Here is a 3,441-nt window from a genome sequence, read left to right on the forward strand (position 1 = left end):
GAGCAGCGGCGAGCCGCCGGCCTGGCTGCAGGCGGTGGTCGACGCCGTGCTCGCGCTGCCCGGCTTCGACCGGCCGCTGGCCGTGCGCTCGTCGGCGCGCTGCGAGGATTCGGCCACCGCCTCCTTCGCCGGCATCCATGACTCGAAGCTCAACGTGCCGCCGGACGCGCCGGCCGTCTGCGCGGCCGTGCGCGCGGTCTGGGCCTCGGCCTGGAGTGCGCATGCGCAGGCCTACCGCCGGCGGCTCGGCCTCGACTGGCGCGCCGCGGCGCTCGCCGTGGTCGTGATGCCGCTGGTGCCGGCGCGCGCCGCCGGCGTGGCGTTCTCCTGCGATCCGCAGACCGGCGCGACCGATGTCATCGTCATCGAAGCCGTGACCGGCCTCGGCGAGGCGCTGGTCGGCGGTCAGGTCGAGCCGGACCGCTGGCGGCTGCGCCTGCCCGCGCCCGGCCACGCCGCGCTGATCGCCGACACGCGCATCGGCCGCAAGGAACGGCGCGTGCTCGCCGCACCCGAAGGCGGCACCCTGCACGAAGCGGTCGCCGACGGTGCCGCCCGGCCGGCACTCGCGGCCGCGGACGTGCTCGCACTCGCCGCCCTCGTGCAGCGCAGCGCCCAGGCGCTCGCCTGGGAAGGGCCGCCGCTCGACATCGAATGGGCGCTCGATGCCGACGGCCGCTTCCGGCTGCTGCAGGCACGGCCGGTCACGGCGCTGCCGCGCGAGCTGCCGCCGGCCCTGGCCGGCCTGCCGGCGTTCTGGTCGAACGGCAACTTCCGCGACGCGATCCCGATGGTGCAGACGCCGCTCGACTGGAGCATCGCCGCGCCGCTGATCGAGGCCACGCTCGGCACCGCGCTGCCGATCGCCGGCTGGCGCCCGCCGGTGCCGCAGCCGCGCGCGCGCCTGTACCAGGGCCGGGCGTACATGGCCGTGACCCGCATGGCCTGGGAATTCTTTGAGGCCCTCGGCTTTCCGCCGGCGCGCTTCGACGCGCTGACCGGCGGCCATCAGCCGGTCTGGCAGCCGCCGGCGCGGGTCGGGTTGATGACGAAACTCGCGCGCGGCTGGCGCCTGTTCCGGCTGATGCGCGCACTGCTCGCGATCCGCCGGCGTGCCGATGCGCTGTTCGCGCGCAGCGCCCGCCAGGTCGCGCGCTGGCGCAGCCACGACTGGGCGAACGCCGACGATGCCGCGATCGCAGGCGCGCTGCAGACGATCGCCGACGAGGTGATGGGCAGCGGCGAAACCGGCCTGCGCCTGCTGCTGACCTCCGGCGGCGGCTCGCTCGAACAGCTCGGCCGCTGGCTGGAGCCCTGCGTGCCCGGTCGCGGGGACGCGCTGGCGCAGGCGCTGGTCGCCGGCCTCGGTGCCGGCACGCAAGGCAACGCCATCACCAGCGCCGGTCATGCCGAGGCGATCGAACACCTCGCGACGCTCGCCGCGCTGGAAACCCCGGTGCGCACGCTGCTCGGGCTCGAAGGCGGGGACGGCCGGGCGGCGCGCCGCGACTGGCGGCGCAAGCTGCCGCCGAACTCGCCGTTCGCGCTCGCCTTCGATGACTTCCTGGCGCGCTGGGGGCATCGCGCGGTCTACGAGGTCTCGGTGCGCACGCCGCGCTGGCGCGAGGACCCGGAGTACCTGTTCGGCCTGATCCGCGACCGCGTGCAGGCCACCGATGCCGGCACGCCGATGCCGGATACCGCCGCCCGCCGCCGGGCGCTGGCCGAACGCGCCGGGCGCGAGCTGTGTGCCGCCGTGCCGGCCTGGAAGCGCGGGCTGATGCGTGCGACCGCCGCCGCCGCGCTGCAGGAGGCCGCGCAGCGCGAGCAGGCGAAATCGGCGCTCACCGCCTGGCTGGAACCCTTGCGCGCCGCCCTCGCGGTCATCGGGCCGCGGCTGGTCGAGCGCGGCGTGCTGCGCGCCGCGGACGACCCGCACTTCCTGACGCTCGATGAACTGCGCGCCGTGCTCGACGGGCGCAGCGACGGTCGCGGTCTCGCAGCCCTGGTCGCCGACCGGCGCGCCACGCACGAAGCCTGCGAAGCGCTGGCGGCCGTCGACCTGCTGGTCGCCGAGGGTGCCACGCTGCGCCCGGCCACCGACGCCGATCTCGCCGCCGCACGCAGCCGGCCGGCGCAGACCGCATCGGCAACGGCTACAGCGGGCGACGGCACGCAGCTCATCGGCCTGGGGGTCGCGGCCGGCCGTGCGCAGGGTCGGGCGCGGCACGTGCGTCATCCGGACGAAGGCGGCCGGCTCGCACCGGGCGAGGTGCTGCTCGCGCCATCGACCGATCCGGCCTGGACGCCGCTGTTCCCGCGCGCCGCGGCGATCGTGCTCGAAACCGGCGGCTTCCTGTCGCACGGCGCGATCGTCGCACGCGAGTTCGGCGTGCCGGCGGTCGTCAACGTCGCGCAGGCGCTCGCGCGCATCGCCGATGGCTGCCCGGTCGATGTCGATGGCGACCGCGGGCGCGTGACGCTGTCCGGACCGCCGGCAGCGGCGCCCGAACCGGCCGAGTGCCCGGGCACGGACTGAAGACAGGCGGGCCCGCCCGGCCCTTGCGGCCCGGCCCGCCCATCCCGTTCGCCGGCCGGAAGTTTCATCCGCGCCCCGGATTTGCTCGGCAACCGTCCCGGGCCGCGCCGGAACGCCGGCCCGGAGCGCGGGTCTCGTGAGCGGACCGGGCCCGGCCGCGTCCTGCGGCCGCAGTGCGTCCGCTCGCCGGCGGCGCAGGACTTTCCTTCAAGAGGATGAATCGGCACGCATTGTTGCAAAGCAACAAATGCAGTGGCAGACGTGATTCGCATGTGCTGCACTGCAGCAGTAGTAATCCGCTATTCCGGACAACCCGGAAGGAGTGCATCATGCTGACCCCCCGACTGCTGAATGCGCAGACCGAACGTGAGGCCCTGATCGAGCACCTGCTGAGGCTCGAACCCGAGGACCGGCACGCCCGCTTCGGCACCTACGTCGACACGGCGGCCATCACCGCCTACGTCGATCGCATCCTGGAACGCAACGACCCGGTACTGATCGTCGAGGACCGGCGCGAGCCCTGGGGCATCGTCGCCGCGCTGCACATCGCACCGCTCGGCGACGGCTCGGCCGAGCTGGGCCTGAGCGTCGATCCGACCTGGCGCCGGCGCGGGCTCGGCCGCACGCTGCTGCGCGCCGGCGGCGTACTGGCGTACTGCGTGGGCCTGCGCCGGGTACGACTGGAAATCGCCCCGGACAACCGCCCGATGCGGATACTGGCCGAACAGTGCCGCTACCAGATGAACCGTTCGACCGACGGCGAACTGAGCGGCCAGCGCGAGCTGCACTTCGACGAGACGCTGACCCAGGCCTGGCTGTGGTGGCTGGCGACGCTCGATCAGTTCAGCCGCCGGCCGTGCGCCCTGCTGCGCCGCGCCAGCCGCCGCGCGGCCGGCAGCCGG

General features: G+C 74.9%; 2 protein-coding genes. Both read left to right on the forward strand.

Annotated elements, in window-relative coordinates:
• Nucleotides 1-2,539: PEP/pyruvate-binding domain-containing protein (locus tag PKE44_RS16655; RefSeq protein ID WP_324553483.1), on the forward strand; the 2,539-nt coding region annotated here is incomplete at its 5' end.
• A gap of 329 nt (nucleotides 2,540-2,868) precedes the next feature.
• The coding region (locus PKE44_RS16660; protein WP_324553487.1) for a GNAT family N-acetyltransferase at nucleotides 2,869-3,441 on the forward strand (573 nt) is incomplete at its 3' end.

Origin of the sequence: Plasticicumulans sp. (assembly GCF_035331805.1) — a bacterium.
GTDB lineage: Bacteria > Pseudomonadota > Gammaproteobacteria > Competibacterales > Competibacteraceae > Plasticicumulans.